Origin of the sequence: Kitasatospora sp. NPDC048407 (genome assembly GCF_043200475.1) — a bacterium.
Taxonomy (GTDB): domain Bacteria; phylum Actinomycetota; class Actinomycetes; order Streptomycetales; family Streptomycetaceae; genus Kitasatospora.
Window position 1 is genome coordinate 203,509 of the sequence record NZ_JBICXW010000004.1, and the last position, 18,499, is coordinate 222,007.

The 18,499-nt window shown below is 73.4% G+C and carries 18 protein-coding genes; 7 read left to right on the forward strand and 11 right to left on the reverse strand.

The genetic code is table 11. From position 1 onward, the window contains the following. Positions 1-65: 65 nt before the first annotated feature. Together ACGFWJ_RS11070 and ACGFWJ_RS11075 are read left to right on the forward strand one after the other, a co-directional pair. Positions 66-581, forward strand: a complete 516-nt coding sequence (locus ACGFWJ_RS11070; RefSeq protein ID WP_392947633.1) for a GNAT family N-acetyltransferase — start codon at positions 66-68, stop codon at positions 579-581. A gap of 19 nt (positions 582-600) precedes the next feature. Next, positions 601-846 (forward strand): hypothetical protein, encoded by a 246-nt coding sequence (locus tag ACGFWJ_RS11075; protein ID WP_392947636.1) that lies wholly within the window; start codon positions 601-603, stop codon positions 844-846. 147 nt (positions 847-993) lie between these two features. On the opposite strand, the gene ACGFWJ_RS11080 is transcribed toward ACGFWJ_RS11075, so the two are convergent. Continuing rightward, a complete protein-coding gene (locus ACGFWJ_RS11080) occupies positions 994-1,203 on the reverse strand; it encodes a DUF397 domain-containing protein (protein ID WP_392947639.1) in 210 nt (69 codons plus the stop codon). Continuing rightward, complete coding sequence (locus ACGFWJ_RS11085) at positions 1,196-2,026, reverse strand: Scr1 family TA system antitoxin-like transcriptional regulator (RefSeq protein WP_387643325.1); 831 nt, start codon at positions 2,024-2,026, stop codon at positions 1,196-1,198. Before ACGFWJ_RS11085 ends, ACGFWJ_RS11080 begins: the two co-directional genes overlap by 8 nt. Positions 2,027-3,093: 1,067 nt before the next feature. On the opposite strand from ACGFWJ_RS11085, the gene ACGFWJ_RS11090 reads away from it, so the two are divergent. Further along, positions 3,094-3,411 carry an antibiotic biosynthesis monooxygenase family protein gene (locus ACGFWJ_RS11090; protein WP_392947642.1) on the forward strand — a complete coding sequence of 106 codons (318 nt, stop codon included), beginning with the start codon at positions 3,094-3,096 and terminating at the stop codon, positions 3,409-3,411. A gap of 37 nt (positions 3,412-3,448) precedes the next feature. Here the strand turns inward: ACGFWJ_RS11090 and ACGFWJ_RS11095 are convergent, their stop codons facing one another. Continuing rightward, on the reverse strand, positions 3,449-4,264 hold the full coding sequence (locus ACGFWJ_RS11095) for a MerR family transcriptional regulator (RefSeq protein ID WP_392947645.1): 816 nt from the start codon (positions 4,262-4,264) through the stop codon (positions 3,449-3,451). 193 nt (positions 4,265-4,457) lie between these two features. Here ACGFWJ_RS11095 and ACGFWJ_RS11100 point away from each other — a divergent pair, with 193 nt between their 5' ends. Next, entirely contained in the window at positions 4,458-5,915 is a 1,458-nt protein-coding gene (locus ACGFWJ_RS11100) for an alpha/beta hydrolase (protein ID WP_392947648.1), read from the forward strand. On the opposite strand, the gene ACGFWJ_RS11105 is transcribed toward ACGFWJ_RS11100, so the two are convergent. The 6 genes from ACGFWJ_RS11105 to ACGFWJ_RS11130 all read right to left on the reverse strand — a co-directional run bounded on the left by ACGFWJ_RS11105 (position 5,909) and on the right by ACGFWJ_RS11130 (position 12,739). After that, entirely contained in the window at positions 5,909-6,724 is an 816-nt protein-coding gene (locus ACGFWJ_RS11105; RefSeq protein ID WP_392947651.1) for an ECF transporter S component, read from the reverse strand. The two genes, ACGFWJ_RS11100 and ACGFWJ_RS11105, sit on opposite strands and share 7 nt — an antisense overlap. Beyond that, positions 6,721-8,325: an ABC transporter ATP-binding protein gene (locus tag ACGFWJ_RS11110; RefSeq protein ID WP_392947654.1), complete on the reverse strand. Its 1,605-nt coding sequence runs from the start codon at positions 8,323-8,325 to the stop codon at positions 6,721-6,723. The genes ACGFWJ_RS11105 and ACGFWJ_RS11110 overlap by 4 nt, the downstream gene beginning before the upstream one ends. Beyond that, positions 8,322-9,470, reverse strand: coding sequence for an energy-coupling factor transporter transmembrane component T (locus ACGFWJ_RS11115; RefSeq protein ID WP_392947656.1), 1,149 nt, complete (start codon positions 9,468-9,470; stop codon positions 8,322-8,324). Before ACGFWJ_RS11115 ends, ACGFWJ_RS11110 begins: the two co-directional genes overlap by 4 nt. A 2-nt stretch (positions 9,471-9,472) precedes the next feature. Continuing rightward, positions 9,473-10,330 carry an SCO2322 family protein gene (locus ACGFWJ_RS11120; protein ID WP_392947659.1) on the reverse strand — a complete coding sequence of 286 codons (858 nt, stop codon included), beginning with the start codon at positions 10,328-10,330 and terminating at the stop codon, positions 9,473-9,475. Beyond that, positions 10,327-11,838 (reverse strand): prenyltransferase/squalene oxidase repeat-containing protein, encoded by a 1,512-nt coding sequence (locus ACGFWJ_RS11125; RefSeq protein WP_392947662.1) that lies wholly within the window; start codon positions 11,836-11,838, stop codon positions 10,327-10,329. The genes ACGFWJ_RS11120 and ACGFWJ_RS11125 overlap by 4 nt, the downstream gene beginning before the upstream one ends. 235 nt (positions 11,839-12,073) lie before the next feature. After that, positions 12,074-12,739: a TetR family transcriptional regulator gene (locus tag ACGFWJ_RS11130; RefSeq protein ID WP_387861351.1), complete on the reverse strand. Its 666-nt coding sequence runs from the start codon at positions 12,737-12,739 to the stop codon at positions 12,074-12,076. 233 nt (positions 12,740-12,972) lie between these two features. Between ACGFWJ_RS11130 and ACGFWJ_RS11135 the strand changes: the two genes are divergently transcribed. The 3 genes from ACGFWJ_RS11135 to ACGFWJ_RS11145 all read left to right on the forward strand — a co-directional run bounded on the left by ACGFWJ_RS11135 (position 12,973) and on the right by ACGFWJ_RS11145 (position 16,173). Beyond that, complete coding sequence (locus ACGFWJ_RS11135; protein WP_392947665.1) at positions 12,973-14,292, forward strand: glycosyltransferase family 4 protein; 1,320 nt, start codon at positions 12,973-12,975, stop codon at positions 14,290-14,292. Positions 14,293-14,356: 64 nt separating this feature from the next. Further along, positions 14,357-15,097 (forward strand): class I SAM-dependent methyltransferase, encoded by a 741-nt coding sequence (locus ACGFWJ_RS11140; protein ID WP_387643345.1) that lies wholly within the window; start codon positions 14,357-14,359, stop codon positions 15,095-15,097. Beyond that, entirely contained in the window at positions 15,094-16,173 is a 1,080-nt protein-coding gene (locus ACGFWJ_RS11145; protein ID WP_387643347.1) for a prenyltransferase, read from the forward strand. Before ACGFWJ_RS11140 ends, ACGFWJ_RS11145 begins: the two co-directional genes overlap by 4 nt. Positions 16,174-16,285: 112 nt before the next feature. Here ACGFWJ_RS11145 and ACGFWJ_RS11150 read toward each other — a convergent pair whose 3' ends face one another. Both ACGFWJ_RS11150 and ACGFWJ_RS11155 read right to left on the reverse strand, forming a co-directional pair. Beyond that, entirely contained in the window at positions 16,286-17,290 is a 1,005-nt protein-coding gene (locus tag ACGFWJ_RS11150) for a hypothetical protein (protein ID WP_392947669.1), read from the reverse strand. Positions 17,291-17,495: 205 nt separating this feature from the next. Beyond that, positions 17,496-18,494, reverse strand: coding sequence for an N-acetylmuramoyl-L-alanine amidase (locus tag ACGFWJ_RS11155; RefSeq protein WP_392947672.1), 999 nt, complete (start codon positions 18,492-18,494; stop codon positions 17,496-17,498). Positions 18,495-18,499: the final 5 nt, after the last annotated feature.

The window sequence follows — 18,499 nt, forward strand, 5'->3', positions numbered from 1 at the left end:
GCCCCCATTGTTCGGGGGCGGGCGGTCAGTCGGATACTCGTCGGACATCCCAACCCGGAGGCAGCGTGAGCCAGTTCGAGCCCGAAGAGATCCGCACCGACCGACTGGACCTGCTGCCCCTGCGGGTCGAGCATGCCGAGGAGATGGCCGCCGTGCTGGCCGATCCCGGTCTGCACGCGTTCATCGGTGGTGCGCCGGACAGCGCGGAGGCTCTGCGAGCGCGCTACGAGCGGTGGGTGGCCGGTTCGCCCGACCCTGCGGAGTCCTGGTGCAACTGGGTGATCCGGCTCCGGGATGAGGATTGTCTGGTGGGGACGGTCCAGGCGACGGTCACCACCGACGAGCGCGGGGCGGTTGCGGAGATCGCCTGGGTGGTGGGAACGGCCTGGCAGCGGCGCGGCATTGCGGGTGAAGCGGCCCGGGCGCTGGTGGGCCGGCTGCGGCAGTTCGGGGTGCACACGGTCGTTGCGCACATCCACCCCGAGCACGCGGCGTCGGCCGCCGTCGCGATTGCGGCCGGACTCGTGCCCACCGACAAGTGGGAGGACGGGGAGGTCAGGTGGGAGCTGGTCGTCGGCTGATCGAGCGCATCCGCAGGGGGTGACGAACCCGGGAACCTCAATCAAGGACGACCTTCCCGGCCGCGGGTCGGGCGCGTCCGACGGCGTTCCGTCCCAGGCCGTCCAGGCCGGGGCCCCGGGCGCCGCGAAGGCGTGGATCGGCCACGAGGAGCATCGTGCGTCGGCGGCCGGTGGAGACGTTTTCGCGGCTGCCGGGGAGAAGCGTCTGACCGGCACCGTGACCACGGCCGGCTGGCTCGACAAGCCGGGCGAGGGCGTTCTGTAGGTCGGCGCGTCTGCGGTTCGCCTCGCTGGTTTCCCTGCTGCCGGCGGGGCGTTCTCGTTGCAGTTGTTTCGGCGTGTCAAGCCACCCGTATAGGAAATCAGCTCCGGAGGTTGTTCGGTCCGGAGCTGTGTCGAGCCCGTGCAGCTGTCAGGGGGTGGGGAACTGTCCGGCCTTGACCTTGGCGACGAACGCTTGCCACACCTCAGCAGGGAACGTCAGGCGGGGGCCGTCAGGGTCTTTGGAGTCCCGGACCATTCCCGGGTTGGCATCGTCCACTTCGATGCACTCCCCACCGTCGCCATCGCTGTAGGACGATTTGCGCCACTTGGAGGCGCTGAGGTCAGGCCCTTCACTCATGTGCGTACTCCTCCGCCGCCGATTTGATCAGGGCCAGGGACGCCTCCGGCGACAGCGCGACGGCCCTGGCTAGATCGTATGACCTCTCGCAAAGGGCGACCACGGCCGGATCGTCGAGCAACTGCCCCGAGTGCAGGCTCTCGACGTACGCCACGGGCGGAGCCTCGGCGAACGTCATGAGGAAGACCGAGCTTGCCACCATGGCGTGTGCCCCCGCGCTGAACGGCAGTACCTGAACCAGGAGTTTGCCCATCCCGGCCAGCGTCAAGAGATGGCGCAGTTGTTCGGCCATCACATGTTCACCACCGACAGGCGTTCGGATCACTGATTCGTGGAGGATCACCCACAACAGAGGTGCTGTTGGATCGGTCAGGACACGGGCCCGCTCAAGCCTGGCCGCCACCGCGTCATCCACCGCGACGGCTGAGGCGAACGGCTTGGCTGCTCGGACAACGGCGCGCGCATAGGCAGCCGTCTGCAACAGCCCGGTCACCAGCGTCGGGGCGTAATGGGAGATCGTCTTGGCCTGCGACTCAAGCTCGGCAACCGGAGCGAAGTGGGCGGCATGCCGTGTGCGGGTCACCATGGGGAAGAGGCGCGCGAAGTGGCCTCCGGTGCCCAGGGCCGCATCGAGCCGTTCCGAGAGATCTTCCTGCGGCCTTCTGACCGCACTTTCGATCTGGCCGATGTACGCACCGGAGCAGTAGACCAGTTCCCCCAGCCCGCTCTGGGACAGCCCCTTTGCCTCGCGGAGGCGTCGAACCTCCGCTCCGTAGAACGCGCTCGGGGAGGCGGACGGGTCGAGATCCTTCGGACTGGCCATACGTCATATCCCTGTTTCAGCAGCGCAGTTGCTGTGCCGTCAACTCTGTCCAGGTTACCGAGCAATGCCGACGCTGGTCACGGAAAGTCGAGCACTACGTGACTTGGAGCAACGATGGCAGCGGTGGAGAGTGACACGGCGCGGAGATGTGCCTATCGCGCGGAGGCGGAGGAAGCAGCGGACGCCGTGGAGACGGCGTGGCGACTCGCGGGACTGCCGACAGAGCCCAACGTGATGCCGGTAACGAGTGGGCGTGGCCTGAGCGCCGGCGCTCATGTCTCCCTTGGGGGGTGCAGCGCCGCCACAGCTCGCGCGCTCGCCGACGTGTTGACGGAGTACGCCAGGCTGACGGGCCGACTCATCGACGGCCGATCCCAGCGATTCGTGGCCCGTGTACTTGCCGACCACGGGGTGAGGCCGGCGTTGCCGAGCGACGGGGTGTACGTCGTCGCAGGGGAGTGGAGCGTGTGACCACTGACCAGTGGGAGCCCCGGGAGGGGCAATCGGCCCACGACCGGCGCTCGGGCGGAGACGTGCGCGTGATGGCCGTCCATGAGTGCGGGGTGTTCGTCCGCCACCTGTGGGACGGGCGGGAGGGTGTTACCTCCCTTGAGGATCTGGCCCCGCCGGAGCGTACGGCCTTGGCGCGGTGACGGGTGCTCTCGATCGTGCCTGGGACGCGGCTGCTCAGTTCGTAGCTCTGACGGGCGAGCAGGTGCGGGTTTCGCAGGTGGCCGGCGGCGTACAGCTCAGGTTCCGAGTAGCGCCCATGGATGGTGACTTGCACCTTGAAGTGCTTCGCGTCCTGGGTGAGTCCGAGCGCTTCGGGCATGACCGGCTGTCCGACGGTAGCGGAGAGTTGTGGGCCACCTACCGCGAGAGCCCCCCGTGACCGGCCCACCAGGCCCCGGGAGTACGTAGGCGCCTCAGTATTCGTACGCTGGGTCTCGGGCGATGCCTTGGAGTCGTCCTCACGTTGCTTGCGCTGTCGTTCGTACGAGGGCTGCTCGCGCGTGATCAAGGTGAGGTCGCCGTTCCGGCTGACCGTGCAACTCAAGGGGTGTCGTGTGGGCAGCGTTGTGAAGATCAATGTGCTGACTGTTCCTGCTGAGCAGCGGGAGGTGTTGGAGCAGCGGTTCGGGTCGCGGGCCGGGGCCGTGGAGGGTGCGGACGGGTTCGAGTGGTTCGAGCTGCTGCGGCCGGTGGAGGGGACGGACCAGTACCTGGTGTACACGCGGTGGCGGGACGAGGAGTCGTTCCAGGCGTGGATGGAGGGTCCGATGAAGGCTGCGCACCAGGGCGGCGGCGACCGGCCGAAGCCGGCGGCGACGGGGTCCACGGTGTGGTCGTTCGAGGTGGTGCAGTCGGCCGGGCCGAAGGCGTAGGTAGGGAAGCGGGGCCGGTCATCGGGGGGAGGCCGGCCTACGTGAACGGGATGGCGATGTCGGCCACGTGGTCGTCCGGGGCGGCGGTGGGCCAGTTCGGGTAGTAGATCTCGCGGTTGGCGGCGCTGCGGGTGTGGCCGTGTTCGGTGAGCCAGGTGCCGAGGGCGTCGTGGGCGGCGGCCATGGCGGCGAAGCCTGCCTGGTTCTTGGTGCGGGTGAGGTAGGCCTCGCGGTGGGCGGGTTCGATGCGGATGCCGATCTGCGGGGTGGGTTCGACGGCGTTCTGGGTGGGGGCGCAGAGTTCGACGGGGCCGTCGGAGTCCTCGCTGACCAGGCCGTCGTAGACCGCGAAGATCGGTCCGGACAGGCATGCTCCGGTCTCGCGGAGGTGGGTGAGGAGCAGTTCGGTCGATGAGGCGAGGAAGTCGGGGAGGTCTGCGGCGGTGACGTGGCGCCGGGTAAACAGGACTTTCTGCTCTGCGACTTCGCGTTCGGCGATCTCGTCCATGGTCGGGTTCCTTCCGGTGAGGACTTCTCGGGCGTAGCCCACCGCGTCCCGGCGGGCCAGGTGGGCGGATTCCTGTTCGCGCCAGTACGCGGCGAGCAGTGCGGCGGGCTCCGCGTCGCGGGAGTCGAGGACGGTCGCGATGAGGGCCAGTGGCATGCCGGTGGCGCGCAACAGGGCGATGCGGCGGGCGCGTTCGACCTGGGCGAGGCCGTAGCGGCGGAAGCCGGTCCGCGGATCGACCTCGGCGGGTGGCAGGAGGCCGCGGTCGCCGTAGAGCCGTAGGGCCTTGAGGCTGAGCCTGGTTCTGGCCGCGAGCTCCCCGATGCTGATCAGTTCCTCTTGCACGGGGCCACTGTGCACTCTGCCCTTGGGGGAGAGGCAAGCGGATGACCGGGGGTGGGAGTGTGGCGTGACGTCAGTGCCGGGTTGTACGCCGCAGGTTGGAGGCCGGGTCCATCCTGCGGCCGTACGTGGGGCGGGGGTGGCGGATCGGAGACTGGAGGCAATTCGAGGTACTGATTCGGCACAGAGGGCTGGCATGGTTCTGCGAAACGGGCGAACGATTCTGCTGCTGACGGCCGTGCTGGCGGCGCTCACTCCGGCGACGGCGTTCGCGGCGGGGGATCCGCTTCAGCGGTACGCGCAGCAGGAACTCCGCTGGGAGCGTTGCGAGATGGGCGGGTTGCCGTCGTTCGAGTGCGCGAAGGTGAAGGTGCCGCTGGACTACGGGAAGCCGGCGGGCCGGACGATCGAGATCGCGATATCGCGGGTCAAGGCGGCCAGTGCGAAGGAGCGGCACGGGGTGCTGCTGATGAACCCCGGGGGGCCGGGCAGTCAGGGGCTGACGATGCCGGTGGAGTTCGAGCCGATGCTGCCGGCGGAGGTGCGGGCGCGGTTCGACCTGGTCGGGTTCGATCCGCGCGGGGTCGGGCGGAGTTCGCCGATCGGCTGCGATCTGACGGAGGACGAGCGGAACATCCAACACCCGTACAGCGCGGCCACGTTCGGGAAGGACGTGGAGCGGGCCCGGTCGGTGGCCGACAAGTGCTGGGCGAAGGCGGGGGACGTGCTGCCGCACATCACCACCCGCAACACGGCGCGGGACATGGACATCGTCCGGGCGGTGCTGGGCGAGCGGCGGATCTCCTACTTCGGGTACTCGTACGGGACGTACCTGGGCGCCGTCTACACACAGATGTTCCCGCAGCGGTCGGACCGGATCGTGCTCGACAGCGCGCTCGATCCGAAGCTCGCCTGGCGGGATTCGTTCCGGGGCTGGTCGGCGGCGGCCGAACTCGCGTTCACCCGGTGGACGGAGTGGGCCGCCGAGCGTGACGCCACGTACGGGCTGGGGGCCTCGGCCGCGGAGGTGCGGAAGACGTACTGGGAGCTGGTGGAGGGTGCCGACCGGACGCCCGTTCCGACCGACGACGGGAAGGGGCTGGACGGCGCCGCGATCCGTTCGGGGTACCGCGCGTTCGTGCAGGTCGAGGCCGTCACCCCGTGGATCGTCGCGCTGAAGGCCGCGGCCGCGGGCGGGCCGGCCGTGCCGGGCGTCCCGCCGGTCGTCGTGGACGACAACATGACGGCCGTCACCTGGGCGGTGTTCTGCGGCGACACCCGGAGTTGGCCGCGCGACCCCGAGCAGTACCGCCGCGACGCGATCGCCGACCGGGCCAGGTACCCGCTGGCGGGTGATTTCGGGGCGAACGTCCAGCCGTGCGCGTTCTGGAAGTCGGCGGCCGTCGAGCCGGCGACCGTGGTCAACAACGAGGTCGACGCGCTGATCGTGCAGAACCAGTGGGACCCGCAGGCGACGCTCGCCATGGCCCAGGGCATGCGGCGGGCCCTGCACGGCTCCCGGATGGTCACGGTCGCCGGTGGCGAGGGCCACGGCGTGGTGGTGGCCGGCCCGTCCTGCGCGGACGGCGCCTTCACCCGCTACCTGACCACGGGCCGGCTGCCCGCCAAGGACGTGACCTGCACGAATCAGTGAAAGGCCGCGCGGCGGGTGGCGCGGCGGAGGGTGCGCAGGAGGGGGCCGCCGACGGTGAGGCAGAGGACGGCGGTGAGGGCGGCGCGGGGGAGGTCCCAGCCGAGGGAGGTGGTGAGGCAGTAGAGGGCGAAGCGGGTGAGGTTGGCGGGGAGGGGGTCGCCGGGGACGAAGGAGATCGAGGTGGCCAGGCCGCCGATGTAGGGCCAGCCCTGGAGGTTCATCACCACGCCGTAGCCGATGGCGGAGAGGACGCCGTAGAGAGCGAGGAGCAGGAGTTCGGGCCGGCCGCGCAGGCGGGCGGCGCCGGGGAGGAGTCCGGCGCCGAGGCAGACCCAGCCCATGGCGAGCATCTGGAACGGCAGCCAGGGTCCGACGCCGCCGGTGAGCAGGCCGGAGGCGAACATGGAGAGCGCGCCGAGGACGAAGCCGAAGCCGGGGCCGAGGGCGCGTCCGGAGAGCACCATCAGGAAGAACATCGGCTCCAGTCCGGCGGTGCCGGCCCCGAGCGGGCGCAGGGCCGCGCCGGCGGCGGCGAGGACGCCGAGCATGGCGACGGCCTTGGCGTCCAGGCCGGGTGCGCCGGTGGCGTTGCGGCCCTCGGAGAGCTGGGCGACCAGCACGGCGAGCAGCAGCGGCAGCAGCAGGGCGAACAGCCACGGCGCGTCGGTGGAGTGGCCGACCAGGTCGGAGTCGCGGGCGGCGAGCAGCGGCCAGCCGAACGCGGCGACGCCGACGGCGGAGACCAGGGCGAGCGCGACGATCGAGCGCCGCCCGAGCGGGACGGGGCGGGCGAGTTCCCGGGAGATCACGGCAACTCCCTGAGCGCGGCGGCGACTTCGGGGACGGTGAGGTACGGGGGGAGGATCTTCGCGGTCTGCGGGGCGAAGGTCGGGGAGGCGAGGACGACTTCGGGGGTGGGGCCGTCGGCGACGATCTCGCCCTCGGCGAGGACCGCGGTGCGGTGGGCGAGTTCGGCGGCGAGCTCGACGTCGTGGGTGGCGAGCAGGACGGTGTGGCCCTCGGTGGCGAGCGTGCGCAGGATGTCGACCAGGCGGGCCTTGGCGGCGTAGTCGAGGCCGCGGGTGGGTTCGTCGAGCAGGAGCACCGGGGGGCGGGCGGCGAGCACGACGGCGAGGGCGAGGGTGAGGCGCTGGCCCTCGGAGAGGTCGCGGGGGTGGCAGCGGTCGTCGATACCGGGGAGCAGGGCGGCCAGAATGGTCCGGCAGGTGCCGGGTTCGGCGCCGGCGTCCTGGTCGGCGGAGGCGCACTCGGCCGCGACGGTCTCGGCGTACAGCAGGTCGCGCGGGTCCTGCGGGACGAGTCCGACGGAGCGGATCAGGTCCTTTGGGCGGGCTTTGTGCGGCGTGCGGCCGTTGACACGGACGGTGCCGGAGTCGGGGGCGTGCAGGCCGACCAGGCTGCCCAGCAGGGTGGACTTGCCGGCGCCGTTGCGTCCCATCAGCGCGGTGATCTGGCCCGGGAACAGGGCGAGTTCGACGCCGCGCAGGGCGGGGACGGGGCCGCGGGAGACCACCAGCCGGGAGACCGTGGCGATCGCGGGGGCCGACGGAGTCACCGAAGGGGCAGCGGCGGGCGCGGGCAGGCGTTCGCGCAGGGTCGCCGCGCGCCGCCGGGCGTCGCGGACGGTGAGCGGCAGCGGGCTCCAGCCGGCCAGCCGGCCGAGGTCGACCACCGGGGGCCGGACGGGGGAGCGGGCCATCAGGGTGGCGGGGTCGCCGAGCACGGGCGGCTCGCCGGGGCCGGGGAGCAGCAGGACCTGGTCGGCGTACTGGACGACGCGTTCCAGGCGGTGTTCGGAGAGCAGGACGGTGGTGCCGAGGTCGTGCACCAGCCGCTGCAGGACGGCCAGCACCTCCTCGGCGGCGCCCGGGTCGAGCGCCGAGGTGGGCTCGTCCAGGACCAGCACCTCGGGGTGGACGGTCAGCACCGAGCCGATCGCCACCCGCTGGCGCTGGCCGCCGGAGAGCGCGGAGAGCGCGCGGCCGCGCAGGTCGGCGAGGCCGAGCAGGTCGAGGGTCTCCTCGACCCGGCGGCGCATCACGGCCGGGGGAAGGCCCAACGACTCCATGCCATAAGCGAGTTCCTCCTCGACGGTGTCGGTGACGAAGTGCCCGGCCGGGTCCTGGCCGACGGTGCCGACCACGTCGGCGAGGTCGCGCGGCCGGTGGGTGCGGGTGTCGCGGCCGGCGACGGTGACCCGGCCCTCCAGGACGCCGCCGGTGAAGTGCGGCACCAGCCCGGAGACGGTGCCCAGCAGGGTGGACTTGCCGGCGCCGGACGGGCCGACCAGCAGGCACAGTTCGCCCTCGGGAATGGTCAGGTCGACGCCGCGAAGGGCGGGTCCGGCGGCGTCGGCATACCGCACGCCGACCTGCTCGAAAGTGATCACCGGGTGCTCCGGGGCGGCTCGGGGGTGACGAAGGCGGGCAGCAGGCCGATCAGCACGGCCGTGGCGGGCAGCAGCGGCAGCCGCGGCGCGGTCGGCGGGACCACCGACGGCGTCAGGGCCTCCGGCCAGCGGCCCGCGTACCAGATCAGGGCGGCCGCGACCAGCGCGCCCGACAGAGCGGTCAGCCACTCCGGGAGCGCCCACGGATCGGGCCGGTAACGGGTTCTGACGGAACGCCGACTGCCCAGGGCCAGCCCGGCGGCGGACGCGGCGACGCCGGCCAGCAGCACGGGCAGCGCCCAGGCGTGGCTGCCCGCGGTGAGCAGACCGTAGGTGGCGCTGCACACGCCGAGCAGCCCGGCAAGCGTCAACACCCCACCGGTGCGCACTAGTTGGCGCGGCACCCGGGCGGTGCGGCCGAAGCCGCGGGTGTCCATCGCCGCCGCCAGCGCCACCGAACGCTCCAACGCGCCCTCCAGCACCGGCAGTCCGACCGACAGCACCGCCCGCACGCCCCGGTCGGTCCGGCCGCGCAGCCGGCGCGCCGCCCGCAGCCGCCGGACGTCCGCCACCAGGTTCGGCGCGAACGTCATCGCGACCACGGCCGCCACGCCCGCCTCGTACAGCGCGCCCGGCAGCGAACGCAGCAGCCGCGACGGGGAGGCCAGCGCGTTCGCCGCGCCCACACAGGCCAGCAGCACCGCCAGCCGCAGACCCTCGTACAGCGCGAACAGCACGCCCTCCAGGCTCACCGAACCGCCCAGCCGGACACCCTGCGCCCAGGCGGGGAGCGGAAGTTGGGGAAGCGTGAACAGGACATGGGTGCCGCCGACGGGGGAGCCCAGCAGAACCGCGAACACCACCCGGGCGGCCAGCACCAGCAGGCCGAGGCGCAGGAACGCCGCGTACGAGCGGGCCCACGGCGCGTCGCCGCGCCGGGCCGCCACGACGAAGCCCGCCACCGCCAGGATCAGCAGCAGGAGCAGCGGATTGGTGGTCCGGCTGGCCGCCGCCGCGAGGCCCAGCGACCACAGCCACCAGGCGCCCGGGTGCAGCTGCCGGGGCAGCGAACGGCTGTGCACCGCCCCCGGGTTCGCGGACCCGGGGGCGGTCGGAGCGGTGCGGCGCAGACGGTCGACGGACATGGTCAGCGGGTGCGGCGGCGACGGGCCTGCCAGACCGCGCCGGCGCCCAGCAGGACCACCGCGCCGACCCCGGCGATCACACCCACGGCCGGGCCGCCGTCGCCCTTGTCGGACGAGGCCGAACCGCCCGAACCGGCACCGGAGCCCGCCGCGACCTGCTCGCCGCAGCCCGCGCGCGGGTAGCCGGCGATCGCGCACAGCAGCCCGGCGGAGTCGTAGCGCAGCGGCGCGGCCACCGCGGCCAGCACCTCCGCCGAGTTCGCGGCGCTCGGCACCGAGGCGCACACCGAACGTGCCTCGGCGGGCTGTTCACCGTTCGGGGCGTCCTTCGCGGTGCCGAAGTCGAGCACCACGGCGACCCGCTTGTGGCCGCCGCTGGGCGCGGTGTTCGCGCAGATCGCGGCGAAGTCGGCGGGCGGCGACGGCCGGGGCGCGTCCTGACCGCCGTCCGGGCTGAGCACGAACCGCCAGCCGTCCACCGCGCCGTCCGCGGGCACGTTCCCGGTCGGCCCGACCTGCTGGAACGCCCAGCCGTCCGCGCCGCCCTTCCAGAACGACCAGTACCGGTAGTCCGCCGCGTGCGCGGACCCGGCGCCCGGGCCGAGCAGGGCGCCGAGGGCGCCCAGCAGAGCGAACACGGCGCCGACGGCGGCGGCAGTTCGTGGTGCACGGCAGAGGGGCCGCGGGGCAGGGGCGCCGGTTACGGGGGCGGCAGGCGTGCGGCGGGCGGCGGGCCGGTGGACGGCGGCGTCGCGGCAGGCCGAGGCGCTCGGTGCCTGGTCGCCGGCGGCGGCAGTTCGCGGGGCGAGGCCAGGGCGCTGCCCGGCGGCGGTGCCGGTTGCGGGGGTGCGGCCGGTCACCGGCCCTGCTCCGGCCCGTCGCTCGACGGCTTGTCGCCCGACGGCTTCTCGTTCGACGGCTTCTCGCCCGACGGGGTGTCGCCGGCCGGGGAGCCGGTGGCCGGGGAGCCCGCGGCGGCGGCGTTGCGGCGGCGGTTGAGGCTGAGCAGGATGCCCGCGCCGATGCCGACCAGCAGGCCGACGCCGATCAGCCAGCCGGCCGAGAAGCCGCTGTTCTCGTCGGGCTCGGTGATCGCCGAGCCGGGGGCGCGGGTGGCCTGCGGGTCGCCGGCGCTCGGGCCGACCTTCGGCTTGGGGCCGGAGTCGACCAGCAGCTGCACCAGGTTGGCGCCGCCGAAGTTGTACGGGTCGAGCTTGGCGGCGCTGGCGGTGAGCACCAGGGTGGCGGTGGCCGCCGGGTCGGTGCCGCTCTTGCCCTGCGCGGCCCAGGCGTAGCCGTTGCCGGCCAGCCAGTCGGCGGCGCTCCTGGCCTCGGTGGAGTGGCCGGAGGCGATCAGGCCGAGCACCGACCAGGCCGTGGAGTTGTAGTCGGCGGTGGCGGCCGCGCCGGGGGTGTCCAGCAGCAGGCGCTGCCCGCCGGCGGCGAGCTTGCCGGTCAGCCAGGCGGCGTCCGCCTCGGCGGAGTCGGCGTGCGTGACCGGGCCGTCGCCCGGGGTGTCCGGGCAGGTCAGGGTCTTCGGCGCGGCGTCCTTGCGGTCGGCGGTGGTGACCGGCAGGTGCCCGCCCGCGGAGGCCAGCAGGGCCTGCGCGGAGGCGATCGTGTTGGGGGCGGCCGGGGCGCCGGAGACCGGCTGGTAGACGAACGCGCCGCGCTGCTCGGCGGCGGTCCAGCAGCCCAGCTGGAAGGAGGCCAGCCCGTTGTAGGCGGACTGCCCGCCCGGGAGGGACGTCGTGGCCGGGTCGATGCCGGCGGCCAGCAGTGCGTTCACCGCCAGGGCGGTGGAGTTGGCGTCGCCGGGGGTGCCCGGGTTGTACGCCCAGGTGCCGTCGACGGTCTGCTTGGCGCGCAGCCAGTCGGTGCCGCGGGTGACCTGCTGCTGGTGGTCGCCGAGCACGGTGAGCGCCTGGATGGCCATCGAGGTGGCGTTGGAGTCCTCGACGGCCGGGACGCAGGCCGCGCCCTCGGCCCGGTAGGACGGCCAGCCGCCGTCCTCGCACTGCTGGTCGAGCAGCCACTTCACGGCCGCGTCGGCGGGTTCGACCCGCTCCTGGTGCAGGGCGATCAGCGCCAGCGACTGCCGCCACACGCCGTCGTACTGCGGGTCGCCCTTGCCGTACAGCCCGGCGGGCACCCCGGACGACACCGAGGGCGAACCGGACGCCGAGCCGGACGCAGAGCCCGTGGCCGAGCCGGACGGGGAGCCGGAGGCGGACGCGTCGGAAGAAGCGGAGGCGGACGGAGCGCCCGAGGTCGGGTCGGTGGGGTCGGCGAGCGCGGGCACGGCGGCGGCGCCGGCGAGCAGGGCGCCGGCCAGTGCGGCGGCGCCCAGGCGGGCAGCGGTCAGCATTTGGGGAGAAAGCCTTTCGGGAGCGGTCGCAGCGAACCCGTGGGGGCCGCCCGTAGACCCACGACGGAGGAGGGCCGCTCGTCTCCGGCCGGGCAGTCCGACTGCGTCGCGCCGGGGAACGGCGCGGCTCACGGTTGCGGGTCAGTCCCGGAATCGCACCGGCTTCCCCCGGCCTCGGAGGCGGATGTGAAGTTGTCCGGCGGTCCGGTGGGGGCCGTCCCGCGCCTCCAAGACTCTAGCCGCCGACCGGCGCGGCACCCCTGGCAGGTGGTGGAACCGGTTGCAGTTCGTCCCCGTCCGGGAACGGTGTGGCGAGGGTGAGCAGCCGGGCGGCGGTGTGCAGGTCGGCCCGGACCTCGGCCAGCGAGGCGCGGCCCGACAGCCAGGCCAGCAGGGTGGCGTGCCAGGTGTGGGCGACCACCCGCAGCGCCGCCTGCTGGCCGGCGGTCGGCGGGCCGGGGAGGCAGGCGGCCTCCAGCACGATCGCCGAGGTGACCTGGGCGACCTCGTCCACCTCGTTGCCCACCGAGCGGTCCGCGAAGGACAGCGCCCGCACCATCGCCTCGGCCAGCCGGGGTTCGCGCTGGAGGGCGTGGAAGGCGTGGGTGAGTGCCTCGGCGACCCGGGCCGCCGGGTCGGCGCCGGTCGGCGGACGCCTCCGTACCTGGTCGTGCAGCCGTTCCAGCTGCTCGCGCATCACCGCCACCAGCAGGTGCACCTTGGACGGGAAATAGCGGTACAGGGTGCCCAGGGCGACCTGCGCGCTCTCCGCGACCTCGCGCATCTGCACCGCCTCGAAGCCGCCGCGGGCGGCCAGCGCGGTGGCGGCCCGCAGGATGCCCCGGCGGCGTTCGGCCTGGCGCGGCGTCAGCGTCCCGTCGGCGGTGGCGTTCGCGGTCACGTTCACTCCCGGGCGGGGGATCGAAGGACGGGGTGGCGTCAGGTGGTCGCGCGGCGTGGCGTGAATCACCTGCCGGGGCTCCTGACGGCAAGCTACGGCCCGGTAATCTTCGAGGTCTCTCGTTGTCCGCTTTCCCCGACGGCGAGCCTGCACCACTGTGAAACGTGATCTACTTTACCGGTCGGCGGCCGCGTCCGTCGCCGGTCCCGGTGAGTAGGGAAGAGGGGCCCCGGATGACCGCGTTGCCGCCGCCGTCGCTGCGGATCGCCCTGCTGTCGTACCGCGGCGACCCGTTCTGCGGCGGCCAGGGCGTGTACGTGCGCCACCTGTCCCGGGAGCTCGCCCGGCTCGGCCACCACGTCGACGTGATCGGCGCCCAGCCGTACCCGGTGCTCGACGAGGTCGAGGGCCCCGGCTCGGTGCGGCTGGTCGAACTGCCCAGCCTCGACCTGTACCGCGCCGACGACCCGTTCCGCACCCCCGCCGCCGGCGAGTTCCGCGGCCCGGTGGACCTGCTGGAGTTCGCGGTGATGCGCACCGGCGGCTTCCCCGAGCCGCTGACCTTCTCGCTGCGCGCCCGCCAGTACCTGGCCCGGCACAAGGGCCGCTACGACGTGGTGCACGACAACCAGACCCTCGGCTACGGCCTGCTCGGCCTGGCCCGGCACGGCTTCCCGCTGGTCACCACGGTCCATCACCCGGTCACCGTGGACCGGCAGTTGGAGATCGACGCGGCCACCGGCCGGCTGGAGCGGCTCGGCAAGCGCCGCTGGTACGCCTTCACCCGGATGCAGCAGCGGGTGGCGCGCCGGCTGGAGCAGGTCATCACCGTCTCCGAGAGCTCCCGCGGCGAGATCGCCGAACACCTCGGCGCCGCCCCGCACGCCATCTCCGTCGTCCCGATCGGCGCCGACACCCGCCTGTGGTCGCCGTCCGACGCGATAGCCCGGGTGCCCGGGCGGATCGTCACCACCTCCAGCGCCGACGTCCCGCTCAAGGGCCTGGTGCACCTGGTCGAGGCGCTCGCCAAGGTCCGCACCGAACGCGACGCCCACCTGGTGGTGGTCGGCAAGCCGCAGAAGGACGACGGCCCGGTCGCCGACGCGGTGCGCCGGTTCGGCCTGGAGGACCACATCGAGTTCCGTACCGGCCTGACCGACGCCGAACTCGTCGGCCTGTACCGCTCCGCCGAGGCCGCCTGCGTCCCCTCGCTGTACGAGGGCTTCTCGCTGCCCGCCGCCGAGGCGATGGCCACCGCCACCCCGCTGGTCGCCACCACCGGCGGCGCCATCCCCGAGGTCGCCGGACCCGACGGCGAGACCTGCCTGGCCGTCCCGCCCGGCGACGCCGGGGCGCTCGCCGCCGCGCTCGGCCGGCTGCTCGACGACCCCGCGCTGCGCGCCCGGCTCGGCGAGGCCGGACGGGCCCGCGTGCTGGAGCGGTTCACCTGGGCCCGGGCCGCCGAACTCACCGCCGACCGCTACCGGGCCGCCATCGCCACCGGAGCGGGCGCCGCCGCCCGCTCCGGCCCAGGCTGGCGCTACGTCGGCTGACCGGGCCGCTCGGCACAACAGACCGTCAACACCCGTACCACCCCTCGTGAATGGGAGCCCCGCAGTGCTGACCGTCGACTTCTCCCGCTTCCCGCTCGCCCCAGGAGACCGGGTGCTCGACCTGGGCTGCGGCGGAGGCCGGCACGCGTTCGAGTGCTACCGGCGCGGCGCCAACGTGGTCGCCCTGGACCAGAACGGCGAGGAGATCGCCGAGGTCCGCAAGTGGTTCGCCGCCATGGAACAGGCCGGCGAGGCCCCCGCCGGGGCCAGCGCCACCGCCATGGAGGGCGACGCGCTGAACCTGCCGTTCGACGACGACACCTTCGACCGGATCATCATCTCCGAGGTGATGGAGCACATCCCCGACGACAAGGGCGTGCTCGCCGAGATGGTCCGCGTCCTCAAGCCCGGCGGCCTGCTCGCCGTCACCGTGCCCCGCTACCTGCCGGAGAAGATCTGCTGGGCGCTGTCCGACGAGTACCACGAGGTCGAGGGCGGGCACATCCGCATCTACAAGGGCGACGAACTGATCGAGAAGGTCCGCGGGGCCGGCCTGGAGCCCTACGGCAACCACCACGCGCACGCCCTGCACTCCCCGTACTGGTGGATCAAGTGCGCGATGGGCGTCAACAACGACAAGGCCCTGCCGGTGCGCGCCTACCACCAGTTGCTGGTCTGGGACATCGTCGGCACCCCCGTCATCTCCACCCTCACCAAGGCCGCCGAGAAGGCCCTCAACCCGGTGCTCGGCAAATCCTTCGTCGTCTACGCCAGCAAGCCGCACCAGCCCAGGACCGGCGCGTGACCGCCGCCGTCCCCGCGGCCCTGCTGCTGGACGGCGTCCTCGACGCCGCCCAGGCCGCCGACACGGTGCGCTCGATCCTCGCCCACCAGCAGCCCGACGGCGCGATCCCCTGGTTCCACGGCGGACACCTCGACCCCTGGGACCACACCGAGGCCGCGATGGCCCTCGACACCGCTGGCGAACACGCCGCCGCCGAAGCCGCCTACCAGTGGCTCGCCGACCGGCAGAACCCCGACGGATCCTGGTACGCCGCCTACGCCTACGGGCAGGACGGCATCGCCGACGGCACCGCCACCGACCGCGCCCGCGAGACCAACTTCTGCGCGTACATCGCCGTCGGCGCCTGGCACCACCACCTGTCCACCGGCGACGACCGCTTCCTGGAACGCATCTGGCCCGCCCTCAGCCGCGCCCTCGACCACACCGTCCGGCTCAGCCTCCCCGGCGGGGCGATCGCCTGGCGCCAGGACGAGGACGGCACCGCCGCGACGGACGCGCTGCTCACCGGCTCCTGCTCGATCCTGCACGCGCTGCGCTGCGGACTCGCCGTCGCCGACCACCTCGACCGGCCCCAGCCGGACTGGGAACTCGCCGCCGGCCGCCTCCAGCACGCCATCGCCCGCCACCCCGAGCGGTTCCTCGACAAGGACCGCTACTCGATGGACTGGTACTACCCCGTCCTCGGCACCGCGCTGCGCGGCGAGGAGGCGACGGCCCGGCTGGCCGCCGAATGGGACCGGTTCGTCGTCCCCGACCTCGGCGTCCGCTGCGTCAGCGACCGCCCCTGGGTCACCGGCGGCGAGAGCGCCGAACTCGCGCTCGCGCTGTGGGCCGCCGGACAGTCCGACCGCGCCGTCGAGATCCTCCGCTGGATCCAGCACCTGCGCCACCAGGACGGCTCCTACTGGACCGGCTACGTCTTCGAGGACGACGCGATCTGGCCCGAGGAACGCACCACCTGGACCGCCGGCGCGCTGCTGCTCGCCGTCGCGGCCCTCGGCGGCGACCACGCGACGGTCAGCGTGTTCGGCGGGGAGCACCTGCCGGCCGGGCTGGCGGTCGGCGACTGCTGCTGAGTCGTCGGTACAGCGAAAGGTCCGCCCGGGGAGGGGAGTTCCCTCCTCGGGCGGACCTTTTGGCGTGTTCGGGGTTGCGCGGGAAGTCTTGCGCGCCCCCGTTGGGCGGGCGTCAGCCGCGCTGGATGCCCGTGGTGTCGTTCAGGACGCCGTGGGTGCCGTCGGGCAGCTGGGCGACGAGTGCCGCACCGCGCTGGTCGACCGCCAGGTACCAGGTACCGGGGACCAGCTCACCGACCGGCGGGGCCGCCGGGTTGTCCTTGTTGCCCAGCTGACGGACCGCCGGGACGGCGAACCAGAACGGGGCGAACGGCGCGGCGGCAGCCTGCGGCGGAACCTGGTCCTGGATGGCCGGCTGGACGGCGGTGGGCTGCTGCGAGGCCGGCTGCGGGGCCGGAGCGGCCGCCTGCGCGGGCGCCGGGTAGCCGTAGCCGCCGGCCGGCTGGCCGCCGAACTGCTGGGCGGGCACGGGCTGGTCGGCCTGCGGCTGCGGCTGGCCGGGGAACGGCTGCGGCTGCTGCTGCGCGCCCGGGTAGCCGTACGCGCCGGGCTGACCGGGCTGACCGGGCTGACCGGGCTGGCCGACCTGGCCGGGGGCGCCGGGCTGGCCGCCGTACGGGGGGAACGGCTGCGGGGTGGTCGGCGCCGACGGGGTGGCGGGCATCAGCGGGCCCTGCAGGGCCGGGACGAGCGGACCGGCGACCACCGCGCCCGCGAGCACCAGGGTGGAGAGCAGGGACAGGTAGGCGCCCGCACCGTTGGTGTAGAGGTCCGGGCAGCCGATCAGCGTCCACAGGCAGCCCCAGAACGAGAGCACGGCCAGCGCCGTACCCCACTGGTCCAGCCGCAGACCGGCGACCTGCTTGGTGCCCCAGTTCTCCTTCTGCAACCGGAACAGCAGGATCAGCACCGCGCCGACCAGGCCGGCCAGCACCACCGACGGCAGCAGCGGGAACAGGCCCGAGGCCCAGGCGTTCGATGACAAGTCGGCCGTCTTGGCCGTACAGCCCAGGCCGGAGCAGTCGAACTTCCGGAAGGGCAGGAAGGACGAAATCAGGAGCAGTACCGCCGCACCGGCGACGGCGGCGTCTCCCCTGGTGAGAGCGCGCAGATTCACTGACGTTCCCCTCATTGGTGTAGTCGTGGTCGGCGGGCGGTGACCGAGCCCCCGGAGTACCGGAGCGGTACAACGGGGCAAAAGCCTAGGGCCAACGCGACGCCGTGTGCACAGCGCCCTCCGGATCCGGCACGAACCGGACAGGTCGGACGGGCGTCCCGCACGGGGACAGGACAGGGACGGAACGGACGGTCTGGTTGGCGGCTCACCCCGTGAGATAGCTGGTCAAAGCGTCGGCGACGGCCTGGGCGGCGCGCTGGCGCCACTCCGGGTCGGACATCCGCTTCGCGTCGCCGGTGTTGCGCATGTTGCCACACTCGATGAACACCTTCGGGACCTTCGACAGGTTGAGTCCGCCCAGGTCGCTGCGGGTGTCCAGGCCCTGCTGGCCGATATAACCGGCCGTCGGCTCGCCGGTACCGGTCTTGAACGTGTCGCGCAGCAGCACGCCGAGCCGGTGCGACGGGTCGACGACCGCGGCGGTGTCGGCCGGGCCGGCCACCACCCTGCCGGGCATGATCACGTGGAAGCCGCTGCCCGACGCCGGCGCGCCGTCCGCGTGGATCGAGACCGCGGCGTCCGCCTTGGCCTCGTTGCCGATCCGGGCCCGCTCGTCGATGCACGGACCCCACGGACGGTCACCGTCCTGGGTGAGCACCACGGCCGCGCCCCGGTCCTGGAGGATCTGCCGGGCCCGGTGCACCACGTCCAGGGTGAACTCGGCCTCCGAGTAGCCCGCGTTGGTGGAGGTGCCGGTGGTGTCGCACTCCTTGCGGCCGTTGCCGATGTCCACCTGGCGGTTGATCTCGGTGGTGTGCGTGCCGTTGCCGGTGTTGTGGCCCGGGTCGAGCAGCACCGTCTTCCCCGCCAGCGGGCGGTTCCCGGCGTCCGGGGCCTGGGCCGACGGCGAGGCCGGCGCGGCCGGGCCGGTGGACGCACTGCCGTCCGGGGCGGGGGAGTCCGTCGGGTCGGCGCCGTCCACCCGGTCGCCCTCCGCGTAGCGCGGTGAGGCCGCCGGGTGCGAGGTGGCGTCCCGCGAGCTGTTCGCGACCGCCTGCCAGCCCAGCCAGCCGATCAGACACACCGGCAGCACCACGCTCGCCAGCTTCACGGCCGGACGCCAGCGCGCGGTGCGCCGCTCGGGGTCGCCGTCGTCGGGGCAGGAATCGGGCTCGACGGGGGGTGGGGTGGTACGGCCGGTCAATGGTT